General features: G+C 69.0%; 23 protein-coding genes. 11 read left to right on the top strand and 12 right to left on the bottom strand.

From position 1 onward, the window contains the following. Positions 1 to 199 precede the first annotated feature (199 nt). On the top strand, positions 200 to 595 hold the full coding sequence (locus FHR19_RS11005; RefSeq protein WP_184028204.1) for a BLUF domain-containing protein: 396 nt from the start codon (positions 200 to 202) through the stop codon (positions 593 to 595). 22 nt (positions 596 to 617) lie between these two features. Here the strand turns inward: FHR19_RS11005 and FHR19_RS11000 are convergent, their stop codons facing one another. From FHR19_RS11000 to miaA, 5 genes are all read right to left on the bottom strand, one after another. Further along, the gene (locus tag FHR19_RS11000; protein ID WP_184028202.1) at positions 618 to 1,247 is read right to left on the bottom strand and encodes a YceI family protein; all 630 of its coding nucleotides are present in this window, start codon (positions 1,245 to 1,247) and stop codon (positions 618 to 620) included. 109 nt (positions 1,248 to 1,356) lie between these two features. Next, positions 1,357 to 2,376, bottom strand: a complete 1,020-nt coding sequence (gene ilvC, locus FHR19_RS10995) for a ketol-acid reductoisomerase (protein ID WP_184028200.1) — start codon at positions 2,374 to 2,376, stop codon at positions 1,357 to 1,359. Between the two features lie 122 nt (positions 2,377 to 2,498). Next, the gene (gene ilvN / locus FHR19_RS10990) at positions 2,499 to 3,014 is read right to left on the bottom strand and encodes an acetolactate synthase small subunit (protein WP_096341543.1); all 516 of its coding nucleotides are present in this window, start codon (positions 3,012 to 3,014) and stop codon (positions 2,499 to 2,501) included. Between the two features lie 66 nt (positions 3,015 to 3,080). Next, complete coding sequence (locus FHR19_RS10985) at positions 3,081 to 4,844, bottom strand: acetolactate synthase 3 large subunit (RefSeq protein ID WP_184028198.1); 1,764 nt, start codon at positions 4,842 to 4,844, stop codon at positions 3,081 to 3,083. A gap of 73 nt (positions 4,845 to 4,917) precedes the next feature. Then, a complete protein-coding gene (gene miaA / locus FHR19_RS10980; RefSeq protein WP_184028196.1) occupies positions 4,918 to 5,835 on the bottom strand; it encodes a tRNA (adenosine(37)-N6)-dimethylallyltransferase MiaA in 918 nt (305 codons plus the stop codon). A gap of 98 nt (positions 5,836 to 5,933) precedes the next feature. On the opposite strand from miaA, the gene serB reads away from it, so the two are divergent. Next, entirely contained in the window at positions 5,934 to 6,815 is an 882-nt protein-coding gene (gene serB / locus FHR19_RS10975) for a phosphoserine phosphatase SerB (RefSeq protein ID WP_184028194.1), read from the top strand. An 85-nt stretch (positions 6,816 to 6,900) separates the two neighbouring features. On the opposite strand, the gene FHR19_RS10970 is transcribed toward serB, so the two are convergent. Continuing rightward, a complete protein-coding gene (locus FHR19_RS10970) occupies positions 6,901 to 7,905 on the bottom strand; it encodes an SPOR domain-containing protein (RefSeq protein ID WP_184028191.1) in 1,005 nt (334 codons plus the stop codon). Positions 7,906 to 8,076: 171 nt separating this feature from the next. Between FHR19_RS10970 and FHR19_RS10965 the strand changes: the two genes are divergently transcribed. From FHR19_RS10965 to FHR19_RS10955, 3 genes are read left to right on the top strand one after another with little or no spacing between them, the layout of a single operon-like run. Continuing rightward, entirely contained in the window at positions 8,077 to 8,790 is a 714-nt protein-coding gene (locus tag FHR19_RS10965) for a ParA family protein (protein WP_184028188.1), read from the top strand. A 4-nt stretch (positions 8,791 to 8,794) separates the two neighbouring features. Beyond that, a complete protein-coding gene (locus FHR19_RS10960; protein WP_184028185.1) occupies positions 8,795 to 9,316 on the top strand; it encodes a hypothetical protein in 522 nt (173 codons plus the stop codon). Positions 9,317 to 9,331: 15 nt separating this feature from the next. Next, the gene (locus FHR19_RS10955) at positions 9,332 to 10,621 is read left to right on the top strand and encodes an SPOR domain-containing protein (RefSeq protein ID WP_184028182.1); all 1,290 of its coding nucleotides are present in this window, start codon (positions 9,332 to 9,334) and stop codon (positions 10,619 to 10,621) included. Positions 10,622 to 10,651: 30 nt separating this feature from the next. Here FHR19_RS10955 and FHR19_RS10950 read toward each other — a convergent pair whose 3' ends face one another. The 4 genes from FHR19_RS10950 to FHR19_RS10935 form a co-directional block, all read right to left on the bottom strand. Continuing rightward, the gene (locus FHR19_RS10950) at positions 10,652 to 11,875 is read right to left on the bottom strand and encodes an amidohydrolase family protein (protein ID WP_184028180.1); all 1,224 of its coding nucleotides are present in this window, start codon (positions 11,873 to 11,875) and stop codon (positions 10,652 to 10,654) included. Continuing rightward, entirely contained in the window at positions 11,872 to 12,861 is a 990-nt protein-coding gene (locus FHR19_RS10945; RefSeq protein ID WP_184028178.1) for an aspartate carbamoyltransferase catalytic subunit, read from the bottom strand. Before FHR19_RS10945 ends, FHR19_RS10950 begins: the two co-directional genes overlap by 4 nt. Before the next feature lie 135 nt (positions 12,862 to 12,996). Next, the gene (locus FHR19_RS10940) at positions 12,997 to 13,248 is read right to left on the bottom strand and encodes a hypothetical protein (RefSeq protein ID WP_184028176.1); all 252 of its coding nucleotides are present in this window, start codon (positions 13,246 to 13,248) and stop codon (positions 12,997 to 12,999) included. A gap of 5 nt (positions 13,249 to 13,253) precedes the next feature. Then, positions 13,254 to 14,285, bottom strand: coding sequence for a glycerophosphodiester phosphodiesterase (locus tag FHR19_RS10935; protein ID WP_184028174.1), 1,032 nt, complete (start codon positions 14,283 to 14,285; stop codon positions 13,254 to 13,256). 79 nt (positions 14,286 to 14,364) lie between these two features. Here FHR19_RS10935 and FHR19_RS10930 point away from each other — a divergent pair, with 79 nt between their 5' ends. Together FHR19_RS10930 and FHR19_RS10925 are read left to right on the top strand one after the other, a co-directional pair. Continuing rightward, a complete protein-coding gene (locus FHR19_RS10930; RefSeq protein ID WP_184028171.1) occupies positions 14,365 to 15,288 on the top strand; it encodes an XdhC family protein in 924 nt (307 codons plus the stop codon). Next, complete coding sequence (locus tag FHR19_RS10925) at positions 15,267 to 15,878, top strand: nucleotidyltransferase family protein (protein WP_343053243.1); 612 nt, start codon at positions 15,267 to 15,269, stop codon at positions 15,876 to 15,878. The genes FHR19_RS10930 and FHR19_RS10925 overlap by 22 nt, the downstream gene beginning before the upstream one ends. A gap of 120 nt (positions 15,879 to 15,998) precedes the next feature. On the opposite strand, the gene FHR19_RS10920 is transcribed toward FHR19_RS10925, so the two are convergent. Further along, entirely contained in the window at positions 15,999 to 17,192 is a 1,194-nt protein-coding gene (locus tag FHR19_RS10920) for a penicillin-binding protein activator (protein ID WP_184028168.1), read from the bottom strand. A 12-nt stretch (positions 17,193 to 17,204) separates the two neighbouring features. Here FHR19_RS10920 and rsmI point away from each other — a divergent pair, with 12 nt between their 5' ends. From rsmI to FHR19_RS10900, 4 genes are read left to right on the top strand one after another with little or no spacing between them, the layout of a single operon-like run. After that, complete coding sequence (gene rsmI / locus FHR19_RS10915) at positions 17,205 to 18,044, top strand: 16S rRNA (cytidine(1402)-2'-O)-methyltransferase (protein WP_184028165.1); 840 nt, start codon at positions 17,205 to 17,207, stop codon at positions 18,042 to 18,044. Further along, positions 18,041 to 18,394, top strand: coding sequence for a YraN family protein (locus tag FHR19_RS10910; RefSeq protein ID WP_184028162.1), 354 nt, complete (start codon positions 18,041 to 18,043; stop codon positions 18,392 to 18,394). Before rsmI ends, FHR19_RS10910 begins: the two co-directional genes overlap by 4 nt. Before the next feature lie 49 nt (positions 18,395 to 18,443). After that, the gene (gene gshB / locus FHR19_RS10905) at positions 18,444 to 19,397 is read left to right on the top strand and encodes a glutathione synthase (RefSeq protein ID WP_184028159.1); all 954 of its coding nucleotides are present in this window, start codon (positions 18,444 to 18,446) and stop codon (positions 19,395 to 19,397) included. Positions 19,398 to 19,453: 56 nt separating this feature from the next. After that, positions 19,454 to 20,053, top strand: coding sequence for a DedA family protein (locus FHR19_RS10900; RefSeq protein ID WP_184028156.1), 600 nt, complete (start codon positions 19,454 to 19,456; stop codon positions 20,051 to 20,053). Here FHR19_RS10900 and FHR19_RS10895 read toward each other — a convergent pair. Beyond that, complete coding sequence (locus FHR19_RS10895) at positions 20,031 to 20,918, bottom strand: TraB/GumN family protein (protein WP_184028154.1); 888 nt, start codon at positions 20,916 to 20,918, stop codon at positions 20,031 to 20,033. The genes FHR19_RS10900 and FHR19_RS10895 overlap by 23 nt on opposite strands. Positions 20,919 to 21,041 lie beyond the last annotated feature (123 nt).

Below are 21,041 nucleotides of genomic sequence, written 5' to 3'. Positions count from 1 at the left end.
TAGGGGCGCGCGAAAACGCCGACGCCCCTAAGGGCGGATAAGTCGCAGGATGAGGGCGCGGCGCGCGAACATGGCGCTGCCATGCCACGGTGCCTGTCCCGCGTCCAGTACGCCGACAATTGCCCGCGCCCACTATTCGGTAAGGTTTTGCGATTAGCCAGAATTTCGCGTCGGGGGGCGTGAGCGAGAGAAGATGGCGATGTTTCAATTGGTTTATGTGAGTAGCGTCGCCAGCGGGCGGACCATCGACGTGCGCGAAATCCTGGCCGTGTCGCGCCGGAACAATCGCATCGCGGGCCTGACGGGCATGCTCTACGCCGACAGCCGCCGCTTCCTTCAGGTGCTGGAGGGCGACGAGCGCGACGTGATGGCGACGTTCGAGCGGATCAAGGCCGATCCGCGCCACCGCGCCGTCGTCGTGCTGTCGCGGCGCGAGATCGCCGAGCGAGAGTTCGGCGCATGGGAAATGGCACATGCCGAACCCGGCCATGACGCCGACGCCCTGCTCGCGCGGGTCGATGCGCTGGCATCGGGGGCCTCGGCCGCGGTCCGCGCGACCTTTGCCGGGTTCGTCGAGGCGCGCCGCGCGGCCTGAGCCGGCGCGGCGCACACCGGGATTACTGCTTTTCGAAAGCGACGGTGATGTCGAGGTTGACCTCGTCCGACACGACGGGCAGCGCGGCCATCACGCCGAACTCGCTGCGCTTGATCTTCGCCATCCCGTGGAAGCCGACGGTCTGCTTCTTGCTCATTGGATTGGCGCCGGCGCCGATGAACTGCGCCTCGACGGTCACGGGCTTGGTGACGCCGTTGAGCGTCAGGTTGCCGTGGATCGTGGCGTTGGTGCCTTTCACGACGATGTGCTGCGAGACGTAGCGCGCGTCGGCAGGGCTGGGGCCGAAGAAATCGGGCTTGCCGCCGTCCTTGCCCTCACGCAGCAGATGGGCGGTGAGGCCGGGGCTGGCCGTCACGACCTTCGACACCGGGATCGTCACATCGAGCTTGGCCGCGGCGGGGTTCTTCGGGTCGAGCACCAGCGTGCCAGCGACGTCGCCGAACAGGCCGAAATAATCGTTGAAGCCGAAGTGGTTGACTTCCCACTTGATGAGCGAGTGGTTGGGATCGGTCTTGTACGTGCCGGCGGTCACGCGGGCGGCATCCTTGACCCCCGGCAGCTGCGGTGCGGCCGATTGCGCGGCTAGCGGCGCGGCAACGGCGATGGCGAGAATGGCGAGCGTCTTGCGCATTGGACTTCCCCTTTTGTGGACGCGGCGAAGGTCGTCGCGGGGGCGTAGGAAGTCAAATGCCGGGGACGGGAACGATGCGTTTCCGAAACGCATCGTTCCCGCGCGTACCTTAGTTCTTCGTCTGGTCAACGAGCTTATTGGCGCCGATCCACGGCATCATCGCGCGCAGTTCGCTGCCGACCTGCTCGATCTGGTGGCGCTTGGCCGCACCGCGGCTCGCCTTGAGCTCGGGCTGGCCGGCGCGGTTGTCGAGGACGAAGTCGCGCACGAAGCGGCCCGACTGGATGTCGGCGAGGACGCGCTTCATTTCCTTCTTCGTCTCTTCGGTGATGATGCGCGGGCCGGTCTTGATGTCGCCGAATTCGGCGGTGTTCGAGATCGAGTAGCGCATGTTCGCAATGCCGCCCTCGTACATCAGGTCGACGATCAGCTTGAGTTCGTGCAGGCACTCGAAATAGGCCATTTCGGGGGCGTAGCCCGCCTCGACCAGCGTCTCGAACCCGGCCTGGACGAGCGCAGTCGTGCCGCCGCACAGGACGGCCTGCTCGCCGAACAGGTCGGTCTCGCATTCCTCACGGAAGTTGGTCTCGATGATGCCCGACCGGCCGCCACCGACGCCGCTGGCATAGGCGAGCGCCACATCATGCGCGTTGCCGCTGGCATCCTGATGGATCGCGATCAGGCAGGGGACGCCGCCGCCGCGCAGATATTCGGATCGGACAGTATGGCCCGGCCCCTTGGGCGCGATCATGATGACGTCGATATCGGCGGGTGCCTCGATCAGCCCGAAGTGGATGTTGAGGCCATGCGCAAAGGCGAGCGCGCTGCCGGGGCGCATATTGCCCTTGAGGTCGTTCTCCCAGATCGCCGCCTGATGCTCGTCGGGGGCGAGGATCATCAGAATGTCGGCCCACTGCGCCGCTTCCTTGTTCGGCAGCACCTTGAAGCCCGCCGCCTCTGCCTTCGCCGCCGAGGCGGAGCCGGGACGCAGCGCGATCGCGACCTCCGCAACGCCCGAATCGCGCAGGTTCTGCGCATGGGCATGCCCCTGCGACCCGTAGCCGAGGATGGCGATCTTCTTGCCCGTGACCAGGTTCAGGTCGGCGTCGCGATCGTAATAGACACGCATGATAAGATAGTCTCCCTTCCGTCACCCCGGACGTGGAGCCCGGGGTCCCGCTTTCTGTCTGCCCGCTGCGAGGTGAAGCGGGACCCCGGATCAAGTCCGGGGTGACGTTGAATGGTGTAGGTTCAGGCCGCCTCGGTCCCGCGGGCGATGGCGACGATGCCGGTGCGCGCGACCTCGATCAGGCCGACTTCGCGCATCAGCTCCACGAACTTGTCGATCTTGTCGGTGCCGCCGGTCACTTCGAAGACGAAGCTCGTCGTCGTCGCATCGACGACGCGCGCGCGATAGACGTCGGCGAGGCGCAGTGCCTCGATCCGGTGGTCGCCGGTGCCCTTGACCTTCACCAGTGCCAGCTCGCGCTCGACATGCGGGCCGGCGGCGGTCAGGTCGACCACCTTGTGCACGGGCACGAGGCGGTCGAGCTGGGCGATCACCTGTTCCAGCGTCGCCGGGCTGGCGGAGGTGACGATGGTGATGCGGCTGACGCTCTCGTCCTCCGACACGTCGGTGACGGTCAGGCTCTCGATATTGTAGCCGCGGCCCGAGAACAGCCCGGCGATGCGGGCCAGGATGCCGGGTTCGTTATCGACCAGAACCGCCAGCGTATGGCGTTCGCGTTGTTCTTCGCGGATGTGCATGTTCGTTCGTCATCCCGGTCAGGCCGGGATCTCCCTGTTATCGAGCGGGCGGCGGGACGGGCGCGGTCAGACCAGCGCCTTGGCCTCGTCGTCCATCGTCCCCGACACTTCGTTGGCCTGGAGGATCATGTCGGTGTGCGCGGCGCCGCTCGGGATCATCGGGAAGCAGTTGGCGAGCTTTGCCACCATGCAGTCGACGATCACCGGGCCGTCATGCGCCAGCATCTCGGCGATCCCGGCATCCAGCTGGTCGGGCCGCTCGATGCGGATGCCCTTCCACCCGTACGCCTCGCCCAGCTTCACGAAGTCGGGCAGGCTGTCCGAATAGCTCTCCGCATAGCGGCTCTCGTAAGTCAGCTCCTGCCACTGGCGGACCATCCCCATATATTCGTTGTTGAGGATGAAGATCTTGACCGGGAGGCGGTACTGCGTCGCGGTCGCCAGCTCCTGGATGTTCATCTGGATCGAGGCTTCGCCAGCGATGTCGATGACGAGCGCTTGTGGGTTACCGATCTGCGCGCCGATTGCGGCGGGCAGGCCATAGCCCATCGTGCCAAGACCGCCGCTGGTCAGCCACTTGTTCGGCGCCTCGAACCCGAAATGCTGAGCGGCCCACATCTGGTGCTGGCCCACCTCGGTCGTGATGATCGGGGCCTTGGCCTTGGTCGCCTCATAGAGTGCGCGGATCGCCCGCTGTGGCATGATCTCGGTGCCGCTCTCGGGGAAGTCGAGGCAGCGGACCGCGCGCCAGCCGTCGATCCGCCGCCACCATTCTGACAGGTCGGGCTTTGGATACTGACGTGACTTCCAGACATGCACCATGTCCTCCATCGCGCGGCCGGCATCGGCGACGATCGACAGGTCGACGCGGACGATCTTGTTGATGCTCGACCGGTCGATGTCGATGTGGATCTTGCGGCTGTTCGGCGCGAAGGCGTCGAGACGCCCCGTCACGCGGTCGTCGAAGCGCGCGCCGATCGCCACCACCAGATCGGCTTGGTGCATCGCGTGATTGGCCTCGTACGTGCCGTGCATCCCCAGCATCCCCAGCCATTGCGGGCTGGTGGCGGGCAGGGCGCCGAGGCCCATCAGCGTCGAGGTGACGGGTGCGCCGGTGATGCGGGCCAGCTCGCGCAACATCTGCGACGCTGCGGGGCCCGCATTGATGATGCCGCCGCCGGTGTAGAGGACCGGGCGCTCTGCCGCCGCCAGCATGTCCACCGCCGCCTCGATCAGCGAGCGTTCGGCCTTCACCTGCGGGCGATAGGTCTTGTGCTGGATCGGGCCGGGCTTGCGATACTTCGCGGTCGCGACCTGCACGTCCTTGGGAATGTCGATCACCACCGGGCCGGGACGGCCGGACGTGGCGATGTGGAACGCCTCGTGCACCACGTCACCCAGGCGGGCGGGGTCCTTCACCAGGTAGTTGTGCTTGGTGCAGTGGCGAGTGATGCCGACGGTATCGGCCTCCTGGAACGCGTCCGAGCCGATCAGCGTCGTCGGCACCTGGCCGGTGATGACGACCATCGGGATCGAATCCATCAGCGCGTCGGTGATGCCGGTGACGGCATTGGTCGCGCCGGGGCCGCTGGTGACGAGCACCACGCCGGGCTTGCCCGTCGAGCGGGCATAGCCCTCCGCCGCGTGGGTCGCCGCCTGTTCGTGGCGGACGAGGATGTGGCGGATCGCGCGGTCGCCGCGGGCCTTCCCGTTCTTGAACAGCGCATCATAGATGGGAAGCACCGCGCCGCCCGGATAGCCGAAGACGACTTCCACGCCGAGGTCGGTCAGCGCCTCGACAAGGATATCGGCTCCACTTTTCTCGGTCACGATACGTCTCCGTCTCTGCTGCGCTGCGATAGCACTGCGGGAGCGGCGCTGCTACCCGCATGAAAAATACACGTCAACCCGCAAAAGAGAAATAATCTAACAATTCGGTGGGTGGCGTGTTGGTTTCGCGCGGCCAGTCGGCGGGTGGCTGGTTGCGGAACCAGGTGTACTGGCGCTTGGCATATCGGCGGGTCGACAGGCGTGCGTGATCGAGGGCTTCCTCGCGGTCGATCTGGCCCGCGAGCATCGCTGCAATCTCGGGTACGCCGATCGCGCGGCGGACGGGGGCGTCGTTCGGAACCTCGGTCCGGGCAAGGAGCGCGCGGACCTCCTCGATCCCGCCCTCGTCGAACATCGCCGCGAGGCGCGCGTCACAGCGCGCGAACAGCCATTCGCGGTCGGGCAGCAGGATCAGCGGGGCGAGCGTCACGTGATCGGCGATCCCACCCTCGCGCGCGGCCTGCCACGCCTTCAACGCCCGGCCGGTCGAGCGCACCACTTCCAGCGCGCGGGCAACGCGGGTGGTGTCAGCGGGGGCGAGCCGGCGGGCGGCGTCGGGATCCTCGCGGGACAGGGCGGCGTGCGCCTCCGCCACGGGCAGCGCGCGGACGGCCTCGCGGATCGCCTGGTCGATCGCAGGGACGGGCGCGATGCCGTCGAGGAGCGTGCGGAGATAGAGCCCGGTGCCGCCGACCAGGATCGGCAGCGACCCCGCCGCGTGCGCCGCCGCGATCTCCGCCCGCGCATCGGCCGCCCACTGCGCGGCGGAGCAACTTTGCGCGCCGTCGATATAGCCGAACAGGCGGTGCGGCACGCTCGCTTCTTCCTCGGTCGAGGGGCGGGCGGAGAGGATGCGCAGGTCGCGATAGACCTGCGCCGAATCGGCGTTGATGACCGTGCCGCCGGTCCGCTGCGCCAGCGCGATCGCCAGCGCGGACTTGCCGCTGGCGGTGGGGCCTGCAATGAGCGCGAGCTTGGGATTATCGGTCATCGTCTTCACCGCTCGCCCCTCGCTTGTCGAAGGGCCGTCTTTACTTCCTCTGAAGAAAGGCCGGTGCTTCGACAAGGTCGACACGAACGGGGATGGGAATGGACGCAGTTGCAACGCTGATCGGCAACGGGCTGAACAGCGACATGCTCCTGGCCGCGCTGGCGCGCCTTGACGACCTGGGGCTGGCGGGGGCGGACGCCGTGTGGCTCGACGACGGAATCGCCGCCGACATTCCGTTTGCTGGCGATATCAACGCTGCGCGTGGCGCGCTTGAGGGCGTGTTTGAGGGCGTCGACGTCTTCGTCCAGCCTGCCGCGAACCGCGCAAAGCGGCTGATCGTCGCCGACATGGATTCGACGATGATCCCCGTCGAATGCATCGACGAGTTGGCCGACTATGCCGGGCTCAAGCCGCAGATTGCCGAAGTGACCGAGCGAGCGATGCGCGGCGAGCTCGACTTCGCCGCGGCGCTCGATGCGCGAGTCGCGCTGCTCAAGGGGCTGGAGGAAAGCGCGATCGACCGTTGCCTGGCGGAGCGGGTGACGCTGATGTCGGGTGCTCGGACGCTGATCGGCACGATGCGGGCGCGGGGCGCGACGGCAGTGCTCGTCTCCGGCGGTTTCACGCGGTTTGCCGAGCCGGTCGGGGCCGAGATCGGCTTCGACCGGGTGATCGCCAACCGGCTGCTGATCGAGGACGGCGCGCTGACCGGCGCAGTCGCGAAGCCGATTGTCGATTCGGCGACGAAAGAGACGACGCTGCGCGGAGTCGCGGCCGAACTTGGCCTCGACCTGTCGCAGACGCTGGCGGTGGGCGACGGCGCCAACGACCTGCCGATGATCCGCGCGGCGGGGCTGGGCGTCGCCTATCACGCCAAGCCGATCGTCGCGGCGGCGGCGGGCGCGCGGGTCGATTACGGCGACCTCACCGCGCTGCTCTATGCGCAGGGAATCGCGCGGGCGGATTGGGTACAAGGCTAAGCCGTGCTCCCGCGAAAGCGGGAGCCCAGAACCAAACAGGATGCCGCTTGTGGCCCTAGACTTCCGCTTTCGCGGGAGTACGCGGTCAGCCCCGCGTCGGCAGACAGGCGATGCCGGCGCGCTTGACTGCGGCACAGGCCTTTGCCGCCTCGGCGCTGGAGCCATAGGGGCCGGCAAGGAGGCGCGTCACGGCCCCTGCCTTGACGTAATAGGGCTGCGCACCGGGTAGGCTGCCTGCCGCCTTTCCCCACTGGTCGCGAGCGTTGCCGGCATCGCGGAACGCGCCGAGCTGGACGCGCCAACCGCCGTCCTTGCGAGCAGGCGCCGCGGCGGTGGGCTTCGGTGCCGGCCTCGCGGCAACCGGCGTCAGCGCGGGGACGGGCTTCGGCGCAGGGGCGGGAACACGCGGCGTCGGGCGCGGCTGTGGTTGAACCGCTGCGGGACGCGGGGCGGGGGGCGGCACCTCGGCGCTCGCGACCGTGCCGGCGGCGGGGCCGCTCGCCACCGCGGTGCCGCTTTCCAGCTGCCGCGCGAGCGCGAGGCCCTGCTGCCGCTCCTGCAACCCGATATAGCGGTCCATCTGTGCCAGCGTATTGCCCGCCTGGGGCAGGCCGGTCGAATTGGCGCGCACCATCAGCGCATAGGCGCGCACCCAGTCCTTTTGCACCACGTCGCCGTTGAACAGCATCGTGCCGAGCACGAACTGCGCGCGCGGTTCGCCGCGCGCGACCGACTTTTCCAGCCATTTCACCGCTTCGGACCGCTTGTTGTTCTGAAACAGGGCGAGGCCGTAATTGTCCTCCGCCTGGCGGTGACCTTGTACCGCCGCCTTGCGATACCATTCCTCGGCCAGGCCAAGATCGGTGGGGACGCCGCGGCCGAGCTTGTACGCCTGACCCAGGTTGAACTGCGCGTCGGCATCACCGGCGACCGCGGGCGCCCGCCACAGCTCGACCGCCTTCTTGTATTCGCCGCGCGCCCAGGCATCGACGCCCGACTTCACGACGTTGGCGGGGGCCGATTGCTGGATCGGCGCGGCGGCGACGAGCGGCGCGAACAGAAGAGCGGCAACGAACAACGGTTTGCGCATGACGACGAACCCCAACCCTGAACGATCCTAAATAACGTCGATAAGCCATCGCCTGCAAAGCTTTCCGCATCTTTAACCCTGTCTCGCCGCCGTCATCCGGGGCGTTAACCACTCCTTATCCGATCCGGTGGCATCCATGACGCTGAAGTGGTGGGCTATTCAGGGGATCACATGCGCGTTCTGGCGATGGCGTCGCAGAAAGGCGGCTCGGGCAAGACCACGCTGTCGGGGCATCTGGCGGTGCAGGCGCAGCGCGCTGGCGCCGGCCCGGTCGTGCTGATCGACATCGACCCGCAGGGCAGCCTTGCCGACTGGTGGAACGAGCGCGAGGCGGAGTATCCGGCCTTTGCCCAGACTACGGTCGCGCGTCTGGCCGCCGATCTGGAGGTGCTGCGCCAGCAGGGCTTCAAGCTGGCCGTCATCGACACGCCCCCCGCCATCACGATGGCGATCCAGAGCGTCATTCAGGTCGCCGAACTGATCGTCATCCCGACCCGGCCGAGCCCGCACGACCTTCGCGCCGTCGGCGCCACCGTCGATCTGTGCGACCGGGCGGGCAAGCCGCTGATCTTCGTCGTAAACGCGGCCACGCCCAAGGCGCGGATCACCAGCGAGGCCGCGGTCGCGCTGTCGCAGCACGGCACCGTAGCGCCGATCACGATCCACCACCGCACCGATTTCGCCGCGTCGATGATCGACGGCCGCACGGTGATGGAAGTCGATGCGCGCAGCAAGTCGGCCGCAGAGGTCGAGGCGCTCTGGACCTATGTCTCCGACCGGCTGGAGAAGAATTTTCGCCGGACGGTCTTTTCGGCGCCTGCGATCAATGGCGCTGGCTTTGCCGCGCGGCCCATGGGCGGCTTCGGCCGCCGCGTGGTGAGCTGAGGCGATGGGCATGTTCGGCACGCCAAAACCGCTCGCTTCTCTCTCCTCGGGGCTGCTGGCCCGCAAGGGACAGGCGCGGCCCGCCATGCGCCCGCAGGGGTTCGTCGGCCTGACCTCGCCGCTCGAGGATCTCGGCTGGAACGACACGGGCGAGGCGTCGGCGCCGGCGCCGGCCGAGGTCGCCCCGCTGACGCCCGAAATGCCGGTGCCGGCCACGGCCCCCGAGCCTGCCGTCATCGCGCAGCGCGAGGCGCTTTCGCGCGAAGTCGCGGCGGTGGAGCCTGCGTCCGAGCCGGTGCCGGTCGATTTCACCCGCCTGAGCGCCGCCGTTTCGACGCGTCGTGGCCGGGCTGCCTTCACGCTTCGCCTCGATCCCGAGCGACACCTGAAACTTCGCCTCGCCACCGCGGTCGAGGGCCGTTCGGCGCAGCTGATCGTGACCGAGGCGCTCGACAATTATCTGAACAACCTCGCCGGGGTGGAAGTGCTTGCCGCGCAGATCCGTCCCGACGACGGCAATCGCTGAACCGGGGGACGGACGATGCATTGGGGCAAGCGGATCGGGCTTGGAATGGCGGCAGTGACCGCGATCGGCGGGATCGCCGTTGGCGGCGTGGCGCTACAGTCGGCCGCGGCGGTCGCGGGCAATCGCGACCTAGAGGCGCAGATGCGCGCTGCAGGAAAGCAGGCCAGGCTCGCCGAGAAGGCGATGAAGGCCGGCAAGCATGACGAGGCGATCGGCCGCGCCGAACAGGCGGTGTTGCTGGTGCCCGACAGCGCCGAACATCGCACGCTGCTCGGCCGGACCTATCTGGGTGCCGGCCGCTTCGCCTCGGCCGCGCAGGCGTTCGAGGACGCGCTGAAGCTCGACGGCAAGGACGGGCGCATCGCCCTCAACCTCGCGCTCAGCAAGATCGCGCTGGGCGACTGGCAGGCCGCGCGCAAGCTGATCGACGACCACGGCGGCGACATGCAGCCCGCCGATCGCGGCCTCGCGATCGCACTGGCGGGCGACCCGATGGGCGCGGTCGCGGTGCTGGGCGAGGCGGCACGCGATCCAGCTGCGACGTCGAAGGTGCGCCAGAACCTCGCCCTCTCGCTGGCGCTCGCCGGCAAGTGGCAGGAAGCGCGCACGATCGCGGGCATCGACCTGTCGCCGGCCGAGGCGGACCAGCGGATCATGCAATGGGCGCAGTTCGCGCGCCCCTCGCGCGCGTCGGACCAGGTGGCCTCGCTGCTCGGCGTGACCGCGGTCGAGGATGGCGGCATGCCCGTCCAGCTCGCGCTGCGCGACCGGAACGAGGCGGTGGCGATGGCATCGGTGCCGACGCCGATCGCGGCCTATGCCCCGGCGCTCGAGTCCGAGGCGCCCGCGCCCGAGCCCAAGCCGGTCGTGGCGACCGCCGAGGTGCCGCGCGCCGCGGCGATCGTCTTTGCCGAGCGGCGGGAGATCGTTCAGGCGATCCCGGCGTCGCTCGTCGCCGCACCGGTTCGCATGGCCGCGGCGCCGATGCACGCCGCCCCGCGGATCGCGGCGAAGGGGAATTACGTCGTCCAGCTCGGCGCGTTCGAGAATGCGGGCGTCGCGCGTGACGCGTGGGGCCGGATCAGCCGCCGCGTCCCGGCGCTGAGCAACCAGATCCCGCGCGGCATGTCGGCCAGCGTCGGATCGGCGAACTATTATCGCCTGTCGGTCGGCGGCTATTCGCGCGGCGAGGCGGTTTCGCTCTGCGCGACCGTGCGCGCCAAGGGTGGCCGCTGCTTCGTGCGCACCGCGCTCGGCGAGCAGACCGCAAGCTGGGCGCGCGGGCCGATGATGGCCTCGCGCTAAGCATTTCGAGTTTGGAGAGCGGGGGCGGCGTCAGGCGGTAAGCCGGACGCCGCCCTTGATCGTTTGCAGGACGCGGCCCTCGACCGGCAGGCCGTCGAAAGGCGTGTTGCCCGCACGCGCGACCATCGCGTCGGCGACGATCTGCCACGGCGAATTGGCATCGAAGAGGACGAGGTCGGCGGCCATGCCGGCTTCCAGCGTGCCGCAGTCGAGCCCCATCAGCTTTGCGGGCTGACGCGACAGGCGATCGAACACTTGTGCCAGCGACAGATCGGCCGAGCGCGCGGCGGTGAGCGACAGGGCGAGCAGCGTCTCGGCCCCCGACATGCCGGGGGCTGCATCGACGAAGGGCAGGCGCTTCTCCTCCGGCCCGCGCGGATCGTGACCGGAGCACAGGACGTTGATCGTGCCGTCCGCGAGCGCAGTAAGTGCCGCCACGCGGTCACTCTCGTCGCGGAGCGGTGGCGACAGGCGGGTGAAGGTGCGGAAGTCGCTGACCGCCTTGTCGGAGAGCAGCAGATGCGCGGGCGTGATGCCGCAGGTGACGGCGATCCCGCGCGCCTTGGCCCGGCGAATGAGGTCGAAGCCCGCCGCGGTCGTCACCTGCCGGAAATGGATGCGTGCACCCGATTGCTCGGCGAGCATCAGGTCACGGGCGATCGCCAGCGCCTCCGCGACCGCGGGCGCGGCGGGGAGGCCGAGGCGGGTCGCCGTCTCGCCCGCGGTGGCGACGGTGTTGGCGGCGAGGCCGCTATCCTCGGCGTGGGCGATGACGGCGAGGCCGAGATCGCGAGCATAGCCAAGGACGCGGGCCATGACCCCCGAATCGGCGATCCACCCGCGGCCGGTGGCGACGCCGCGCGCGCCTGCCTCTGCATTGATCGCCATTTCGGCGAGGTCGATGCCCTTCAACTCGCGCGTCGCCGCGGCGATGGGGTGGACCCACAGTTCGGGCTTGCCGCTGGCTGCCGCGCGCTGGACGATGCCGGGATCGTCGAGGATCGGCGACTGGTCGGGCATCAGGCCGACGCGCGCGATGCCGCCGGCGATGCACGCCGCCTTGTCGACCGCGAATACACCCAGGTCGACGATCGCGGGCGCAAGCCACTTGCCGCGGCAGTCGACGATCGCGGCATCCGCGGGCGCCTCGACCACGCCGGTCGCGGCGATGCGGTCGCCCTCGACCAGGAGGCTGCCGTCGCGCTCGCCGGTTGCGGGACAGACGAGGCGGGCATTGCGGTAGAGCGTCTTCATGCCCAGCCCTCCACCCCGCGCGACCTTCGCGTCAACACGTCGAGACAGGCCATGCGGACCGCCACCCCCATCTCGACCTGCTCGGTGATCGCCGATCGGCCGGGCAGGTCCGCGACCGACGAGGTGATCTCGACCCCGCGGTTCATCGGGCCGGGGTGCATGACCAGCGCATCGGGCTGAGCGCGCGCCAGCCGCTCGGGCGTCAGGCCGTAGCGGCGGTGATATTCGCGGGTCGAGGGGATATAGGCGCCCGACATCCGCTCGTTCTGAAGGCGGAGCATCATCACCACGTCCGCGCCCTCCAGCGCGGCATCGAAGTCGGTGAACGGCGTCACGTGCATCGCCTCGATCGCCGGGGGCATGAGCGTGGTGGGGGCGACGACGCGCACATCCGCGGCGAGGGCGGTGAGCGCGAGGATGTTCGATCGGGCGACGCGGCTGTGCAGGATGTCGCCGCAGATGACGACGCGCTGCCCCTGAATGTTGCCGCGCCGCCGCCGGATGGTGAGCGCGTCGAGCAGCGCCTGCGTCGGATGCTCGTGCGCGCCGTCGCCGGCGTTGAGCACCGGGCAGTCGACCTTGTCGGCGATCAGTCCGACCGCGCCCGAGGCCATGTGGCGGATGACGATCACGTCGGCGCGCATCGCATTGAGCGTGACCGCGGTGTCGATCAGCGTCTCGCCCTTCTTTACGCTGGAGGCGGCAACGGTCATGTTGACGACGTCGGCGCCGAGGCGCTTGCCCGCGATCTCGAACGACAGAAGCGTGCGCGTCGAGTTCTCGAAAAAGGCGTTGATTTGCGTCACGCCGTCAAGCCGCCGGTCGGACTTCGCGCGATTGCGGTTCGCCTCGACCCATTGTTCGGCTTCGTCGAGGAGAAAGGTGATTTCGTGCGGCTGGAGCCCGGCGATGCCGGTCAGGTGCCGGTGCGGAAACACGGCGCCGCCGGGGAGCAGCGTGGCGGGGCGGTGGTCTGACGGTGGCATCGAGGGGGCGGGTTATCGGGGCGGGTGGGCTTTGACAACACCTGGTCACCCCGGACTTGATCCGGGGTCCCGCCACCGTTGAACCGGCTTAGGAGAAGAAGCGGGATCCCGGATCAAGTCCGGGATGACGAGAGGTCAATCGTCCTCGCGCTCCTCGCGCTTCCGCCGTCGTTCTTCCTCGCGCAAGCGGCGACCCTCAGCGGCTTCCTTCTTGCGCATCTTGCGGCCGTAGTTGCGGTCGGCCTCTTCCTGGCTGGTGGTGGTCCAGTCGACGACCTGGCCCGTCGCCTTGACCGGCAGCGTCGCCACGTCCCACGCGGTCTTCGCAATGCACCCGCCGCTCAGCAGCGGCAGCGTGAGGGCCGCCAGCACCATTCCGATACGCATATCAACTACTTCCCCGTCCCCGCGAACGCATCGCGCGCCGCGACGCCATCATAGGGGAAGTCGGTGAAAAAGCCATCGACGCCGGTGGCGAGCTGGCGCGTGATCTCGCTCAGCAGCCGCCCGTGCGCGGCGGGATCAGTGCCGACACGATCGGCGGGCGGCAGGAAGACGTTTTCGGCGCGCATCGTCCAGGGATGGACCTTTAGCCCCGCGCGGTGCGCGTCGGCGACGAGCGTCGTTCCTTTGCCGTCGTTGCCGACGACCAGTGTCTTCTCCGGCCCGATCCCGTCGGCATAGGCGGCGATCGCGGCGAGCCCGTCCGCCGTGCGCATCGCTGCGTAGCTCGGCTCCGCCCCGTCGGCTGGACCGCCGTCGCTCGACATGAGCTGGATCAGGCGGAGGCGCGTCATCTTTCGCAGCGCCTTGAGGTTGTTCACCTCGAACGATTGGATGAACACCGGCGCAGTTGCCGAGTCCCAGCCGGCGGTGTGCAGCTGATCGACCAGCCGCCGCTCCATCGACTTGCCGATCGAGGCGAAATAGGTCGGGTGCTTGGTTTCGGGATAGATCCCGATCGTCCGCCCCGTCTCCTTCGACCGGCGCTTGGCGAGGGCGATGATCTCGGCCAGCGTCGGCACCTCGAACGTGCCGTCATAGGCGGTGTTCTGCGGGCGCAGCTTCGGCAGGCGCTCCTTGGCGCGCAGCGTCTTCAACTCGGCGAGCGTGAAATCCTCCGTGAACCAGCCGTCGTGGCGTTCGCCGTCGATCGTCTTGACGGTGCGGCGGGCGGCGAACTCCGGGTGCGCGGCGACGTCGGTGGTGTCGGTGATGTCGTTCTCGTGACGGGCGACGAAAACGTCGTCCTTGGTCAACACGAGGTCGGGTTCGATGAAGTCGGCACCGACCTCGATCGCGCGCTCGTACGATGCCAGCGTGTGCTCGGGCCGTTCGCCCGATGCGCCGCGGTGGGCGATGACGATCGGACGGTCAGACATGGGGGCTGCAGCCGCGAGGGCGAGGATCGTCAGGATCAACATTCTGCCTCTTCATGCGCCCGGGGTTAGCAAGCACGGGCCGCGATGCCTATGTGGTCGGCGCATGACGGTGAGGTGACAGGTGAGCGATAACGACGGCGTGCTCGACAAGGCGCGCGAATGGGCGGGGTCGCCGATGGCACTCGCGACAGTGGTGTCGACCTGGGGCTCGGCGCCGCGCCCGCGGGGAAGCCACATGCTCGTCCACGCTGATGGGCGGTTCGAGGGATCGGTGTCGGGCGGCTGTGTCGAGAACGACATTCTGGCGACCGCCGCCGACGTGATCGGCGGCGCGCCCGCGGTGCTGAAACGCTATGGCGTCGCCGATGCGGCGGCGTGGGAAGTGGGCCTCCCCTGCGGCGGCGAAATCGCGGTGCTGGTCCAGCCGGTCGCGGCGCACGGCTTCGACCCCGAATTGTTCGATCGCATCGCCGAGGCGCGGGGGAAGGGGGAGAGCACGCTGGTCTCCACCGACCTCGACAGCGGGCATTCGTCGCTGCGGCCCGTGGAGGGCGCGGCGTTCGTCAACCGCTACGATCCGGCCCGCCGCCTCATCATCGTCGGCGCGGTGCAGATCGCACAGGCGCTAGTGGGCCTTGCCCGGCCGCTGGGGATCGAGACGATCGTCGTCGATCCGCGCGAACGCTTCCTGACGGCGGAGCGGTTTCCCGGTGTCGCGCTCGACGACCGCTGGCCCGACGAGGCGATCGAGGCGCTGGCCCCCGGCCGGACGAGCGCGGTGGTAACGCTGAGCCACGATCCCAAGATCGACGATCCGGCGCTCGCGGCGGCGCTGGCGCGGCCGACCGGATACGTGGCGGCGCTGGGCAGCAAGCGCAGCCACGCGGCGCGGCGCGAGCGGCTGGCCGCGGCGGGCGTCGCGGCAACGGATCTTGATCGGATCGACGGGCCGGCGGGCCTGTCGATTGGTGCGGTCGGGCCGGCGGAGATCGCGCTGTCGATCGCCGCGGCGATGGTGCAGGCGTGGCGCGGGGACGAGGCATGATCGCGGCGGAGGATACCGCGCTCGTCCTGCTCGCGGCGGGCCGGTCGGATCGGTTCGGCGACCTCGACAAGTTGGAGCAGCCTTATCTGGCCGAGCCGGTGGGGATGCATGTCGTGACAGCGCTGGCGGCGGTGCCGTTCCGCGCGCGGATCGCGGTCGTGTCGGGCACGACCCTCGATTACGGCGCGCGCGGCTATCGCGTCGTCCAGAACCCGCGGCCAGAGGACGGGCAGGGCCGCTCGCTCGGCCTGTGCCTCGCGGCGGTGCGGGAGAGCGGGGCGAAGGCGGTGCTGATCGCGCTCGCCGACATGCCGCGGGTGACGGCGGCGCACATTTATCGCCTGCTGGAGACGGCGACCGGCGACGATGCGGTAGTTGCGTCGAGCAATGGCGAGCACCCGACCCCGCCGGCGCTGTTCGGCGCCGCGCATTTCGATTTCCTCGAGGCGCTGACCGGGGACGAGGGCGCGCGCCGGCTCGTCATGGGCGGGCGGCATGTCGTGACGAGCCCGGCGGAACTGGTCGATATCGATACGCCGGAGCAGCTTCAGGCGCTGACGGCGAAGGTGATGCAGGAAGCGCGAGACTGAACCGTACTCCCTCGGAAGCGTGAGTACCTGTTTCTCGTCACCCCAGGCTCGACCTAGGGTCCCGCTTTTTTCTTCGGCGAAGGCAGCGGGACCCAAGATCAAGTCCGGAGTGACGATCCTCTATCGAAAGCTCTTGGGTGCCGGGCTGACCGTCACCGTCGTGCCGCCGCGTACTTCCTTCACTTCCAGCGCGCGTTCGGCGATGCCGTCGCGGCCGAAGCGGAAGGCGCCGTCGAGCCCAGCAAACCCGTCACGATCGGACAGGCGGCTGGCGGGGAACGGCGAGCCGACGCGCCAGTCGCGGGCGATGCGCACGGTCAGCAGCACCGCGTCATAGCCCATCGACGACAGCCGATAGGGGGCGGCGTTGAAGCGCGCGCGGTACTTGCCCGCATATTGCGTGTAGAGGTTGTTCGCGACGCTGGCGTACCACGCGCCCGACAGCGCGGCATTTGCACCGACGTTCGAATCGCTGTTCCAGAGTTCGGTCCCGAGCACGCGTGCGGCCTTGCCCGCGGCGCTGCGGCGGATCACGGGCACTGCGCCCGCTGCGGTCTGCGCGCCGTCTGCGATCAGCACCGCATCATACGGGACGGTGAGCCGGCCGACCGCCGACGCGACGGCGCGCGGCGCCCGGTCGAAGGTCTGGAGCGCGACGACACGGCCGCCCGCGGCTTCCACCGCGCGCAGGAAGCTGGTCGAGGCGCGCTCGCCATAAAGGCCGGTGGGCACGAGGCCGGCGAAGTCGCTGACCCCGCTGCGCCGCGCATGGTCGACGACGCGCTCGATCGACTGGGCGGGGGTGTAGCCCATGATGAAGACGCCGCCGCCGGCAACGCCGGTGTCGTTCGAGAAGCTGATGACGGGCACGTCGGCGCGACGCGCGATCGGCGCCACCGCGCGCACGTCCTCGGCCAGCAGCGGGCCGAGGATCAGGCGGTTGCCGTCACGAATCGCCGCCTGCGCCGCAGCCGCGGCGCCGCGCGCCGTGTCGTAGGTGGTGATGCGCACGACCTCGCTGCGCGTGTCGAGCAGCGCGAGCTGGGTTGCGTTGGCCAGGCTCTGGCCGACGCGGGCATTGGGACCCGTCAGCGGCACGAGCAGCGCGACGCGGTGACGTGCCTGATCCTGGGGCAGGCCCGGACCGACCGGGGCGGGGCCGGTATCGGGGCGGGTGGCGGGCGGCGGCGCCTCACCCGGCGGCGCGCCGCGCGGGACGAGCGTCGAACAGGCGCTCAGAGCAAGCCCGACGGCGAGGACAGCGATCCGTCGCAGATGCTTTCCAGGTTGCGGTAACGCGTACGCCTCTGCCATGGCTTTCCCCTGATGAACGCCGAACTTGTCCCCGGTCTCTATATCGTTGCCACCCCGATCGGCAATCTCGGCGACCTGTCGGCGCGGGCGGCGCATGTCCTGTCGCACGCCGACGTGATCGCTGTCGAGGATAGTCGGGTTACCGCCGGGCTACTCAGGCATATCGGCACCAAGCGGCCGATGACGCCCTATCACGACCATAATGCCGATGCGGTACGCCCCGGCCTGATTGCGCGGATGGGGAGCGAGGTGGTGGCGCTGGTCAGCGACGCGGGGACGCCGCTTATTTCCGATCCGGGCTACAAGCTGGTGCGCGATGCGCGTGCCGCCGGCCATGCGGTCGTTACCGTGCCGGGGCCGTGCGCTGCGGTGGCGGCGCTGACGCTGGCGGGCCTGCCGACCGATCGCTTCCTGTTCGTCGGGTTCCTGCCGTCGAAGCAGCATGCGCGGGCCGAGGCAATCGCCGAGATTGCCGGCATCCGCGCGACGCTGGTCCTCTACGAATCGGGGCCGCGGCTGTCGGCGTGCCTGTCGGCGCTGGCCGAGGGGCTGGGCGACCGCGAGGCGGGCGTCGCGCGCGAGATCACGAAGAAGTTCGAGGAATGCGTGACCGGGCGTCTGTCGGTGCTGGCGACGCGCTATGCCGATACGCCGCCCAAGGGCGAGATCGTGGTCATCGTCGGCCCGCCCGACGCACCGCCGCCAGCCAGCGCCGACGATGGCGACGCGGCGCTGACCGAGGCGCTGGCACGACTGCCGCCGGCCAAGGCGGCGGGGGAGGTCGCCAAGCGGTTGGGGCTCGACCGCAAGGCGCTCTACGCCCGCGCGATGGAGCTCAAGGCCGGGCAATGAGGGACCGCCACGCCGCCGAGGCGCGCGGGCGGCGCGGCGAGGAACAGGCTGCGTGGTATCTCCGGCTCAAGGGCTGGACGATCGTCGCGAGCCGGGTGCGGACCAAGGCGGGCGAGGTGGATTTGATCGCGCGGCGGCCTGGCGTGCTCGCCTTCGTCGAGGTCAAGACGCGCGCGACCGCCGCGGAACTCGACCACGCGATCGACGAGCGGCGGCTGGTGCGCGTCGCGGCGGCGGCGGAGATCCTCGCCAGCGAACACGCGCTGGCGGGCGAGGCGATCCGCATCGACGTGGTGCTGCTCGCGCCCGGGTGCCTGCCGCGGCACATTGAGAATGCGTGGATCGGGTGACAGGGCTCGTCCGGCACCCTAAGTCGCCGCCTCAATCAGGGAGAAGTTCATGTCGCTGACCGTCGCCGTGCAGATGGACCCGATCGAAGGCATCAACATCGCGGGCGATTCGACCTTTGCGCTGATGCTCGCCGGGCAGGCGCTCGGACACCGGCTGTTCCACTACACCGCCGATCAGCTAAATTGGTCGGACGGGCGGCTGTGGGTCAATGCGCGGCCGGTTGAGGTACGGCAAGTCGCGGGCGACCACTTCACGCTCGGCGCGCCGCAGCCGCTGGACCTCGGCGACGAGGCCGATGTGGTGCTGATGCGACAGGATCCGCCGTTCGACCTCGGCTACATCACCGCGACGCATCTGCTGGAGCGGATCAGCGACCGGACGCTGGTCGTCAACGATCCCAAGAGCGTCCGCGATGCGCCCGAAAAGGTCTGGGTGCTCGACTATGCGCGGTTCATGCCGCCGACGCTGGTGACCCGCGATCTGGACGAAGCGCGGACGTTTCTCGCCCAACACGGGTCGGTGGTGGTCAAGCCGCTGCACGGCAACGGCGGCAAGGCGATCTTCAAGATCGACGAGGGGGGACAGAACCTCTCCTCGCTGATCGAGGTGTTCAACATGACGTGGCGCGAGCCGCACATGGTGCAGGCGTTCCTGCCTGGCGTGGCGAAGGGCGACAAGCGCATCGTCCTGGTCGACGGCGAGGTGGCGGGGGCGATAAACCGTCTTCCGGGCGAGGGGGAGATTCGCTCGAACCTCGCCGTGGGCGGGCGCGCCGAGGCGGCGGAGCTTACGCCAAAGGAGCGCGAAATCTGCGCCGCGCTGGGGCCGGAATTGAAGGCGCGCGGGCTGATCTTCGTCGGGATCGACGTGATCGGCGGCGAATGGCTGACCGAGATCAACGTGACGTCGCCCACCGGGATCGTCGCGATCGACCGGTTCAATGGTACGGATACGGCGGGCGCGATCTGGGACGCGATCGACGCGCGGCTCGCGGTGCGGTGATTGCCAGCACCGCTCGACGCGCCTAGAGCGCGCGCCTTCACACCAAGGAAGCGTGCATGACCGACCGCCTGATCGAACTCGTCGGCGCCTGGGGCTATCTGGGGATCGCGTTCGCGATGTTCCTCGAAAACGTGTTCCCGCCGATCCCGTCGGAGGTCATCATGGGCCTGACCGGCATGGCGGTCGCGGACGGCAAGCTGGGCTTTGCCGCGGCGGTCGCGGCGGGGACGATCGGCGCAGTGCTGGGCAACTGGGTCTGGTACTGGATCGGCCATGTCGTCGGCTATGCCCGCTTCAAGCCGCTGATCGACCGCTATGGCCGCTGGCTGACGCTCGACTGGCGCGAGGTCGAGAAGATCATCGGCTTCTTCACCCGCCACGACGGGGCGATCGTGTTCTACGCGCGCTTCCTGCCGACCGTCCGCACGATGATCTCGCTGCCCGCGGGCATGCTGAAGATGAGCCAGGTGAAGTTCCTGTTCTGGACGACGCTGGGCACCGCGATCTGGAACAGCGTGCTGATCGGGGCGGGGTACATCCTCAAGAACGAGTTCGGGCAGTTCGAACATTATTACGGTCCGGTGGCGATCATCCTGATGGTCGCGGTGGTCGTTCTCTATCTCTACCGCGTCTTCACCTGGAAGCCGCAGACCTGACGCGGCGGGCGGCAAGGCCCCTAGCGGCCAGCGCGCGCTGGACGGTGTCGCTGCCGGTCAGGTGGCCGACGCCGACCGCCATGAAGACGGTGCCGGGCCGTTTCAAGCGCTCGGCGATCCAGCCGGCCCAGCGGCGGTTGCGATCAGAGAGGATCGCATTGCCGAAGGCCGCCGAACTGGCGCGCTGATCGGCGTCGATGATCCGGCCGAGCGCGGCGGCGTCGCCCGCCCTCCACGCGGCGAGCACCGCATCGGTTGAGTCGCCGGTCGTGTCCATATTGTCGAGCTGACGCTTCAGCATCGCCATCTGCGCATCTTCGGGCAGCGCATCGAAATAGCCGAGCTGCTGCACCCGAGGTTCCAGCCCGACGATGGGCTTGCCCGCCCCCTGCGCCGCCTTCGTCAGCACTGCCTCCACGCCAGCCGAAACGTCGTAGCCGCGGCGCTTGAGCGGCAGGATCGACAGCGTCGTCGCGGCCAGCCACGGCTTCACCCGGTCGAACGCGCTCGCCGGATAGCCGAGTTCGGCGAGCGCGGCGGCGAGTTTCGGGCGATATCCCTCGGGCAGTCGATCGGGCAGGGTCGGGCCGTTCGCCGTCTTGCCGATCGCGTCCTGCGTCCGCTGCGCCTCGGCCGGCTCCACCGGCGGGGTTTCGAGGACGAGGGTGTCGGCGCGCTCGAACGCGCCGCGCACGTCGTCGTCGAACCAGGCGAGGTTGGGCTTCAGCCAATGGACGCTGCCGAACAGGTAGATGGTGGTATCCGCGTCGCGCACGACCCAGAGCGGCGGGTCGGCGGGGACCGGCGGCGGCGCCGGGCTCGCGAGGAACAGCGCGAACGCGGGCAAGAGGAGGCGAAGCGACATTGCGCCCGGTTTAGCGGGTTCGGGCGCCGATCCAAAGCCGTACCCCGGCCTTCGCCGGGGTACGGCTTTGTTAGGAGCCTCTGTCCCGAATTGTACGTGTTCCCCGATACTTTAACCATTGCG

It is taken from the genome of Sphingomonas yantingensis, from assembly GCF_014199325.1.
GTDB classification, from domain to species: Bacteria; Pseudomonadota; Alphaproteobacteria; order Sphingomonadales; family Sphingomonadaceae; genus Sphingomonas; species Sphingomonas yantingensis.
Note: the sequence above shows the minus strand (reverse complement) of the source record. Positions and strands in the feature narration are given on the sequence as shown.